The sequence below is a fragment of the Pseudomonas fluorescens genome (assembly GCF_902498065.1).
GTDB lineage: Bacteria > Pseudomonadota > Gammaproteobacteria > Pseudomonadales > Pseudomonadaceae > Aquipseudomonas > Aquipseudomonas fluorescens_BJ.
In genome coordinates, this window is record NZ_CABVIR010000031.1 from 1 (window position 1) to 515 (window position 515).

The 515-nt window shown below is 61.6% G+C and carries 1 protein-coding gene; it reads left to right on the forward strand.

All coding sequences use genetic code 11. The features are described 5' to 3' along the window. A partial coding sequence (locus tag F8N43_RS29220) for a cyclase family protein (protein ID WP_150654717.1) occupies positions 1-515 on the forward strand: 515 nt, incomplete at both ends.

Consider the following 515-nt stretch of genomic DNA (forward strand, 5'->3'; position numbering starts at 1 on the left):
GTGCGGCGGACTTCGTCACCGTCGAAGGCGTGAAAAAACTCGGCATCGAAAAAGTCCCGCCCATCGTCACCCGTGGCGTGGTGCTGGACATGACCGCCGTGTACGGCAGCGCCATCGTGCCGGAGAAAACCGAGTTCAGCGTTGCCGACATCCAGAAGGCACTGGACCTGCAAGGCATCAGCATCCAGAAGGGCGACGTGGTCCTGTTCAACACCGGTTGGCTGGAACTGCTGGGCAAGGACAACGAGAAATTCCTCGCCGTGGAGCCGGGCATCGGCATGGCGGCGGCCAAATGGTTGGCGGACAAGCAGATCGTCGCGTTCGGCGGCGACACCTGGGCCTCGGAGATCTACCCGGCGAAAGACGGCCAGGAGTTCCCGGTCAACCAGTTCATGCTGGCCAAGAACGGCATCTACAACCTTGAATTGATCGACAGCCGCGCGCTGGTGAAGGACAAGGCCTGGGAGTTCATGTTCGTCCTCGGACAGCCGCTGTACAAGGGCTCGACCCAGGTC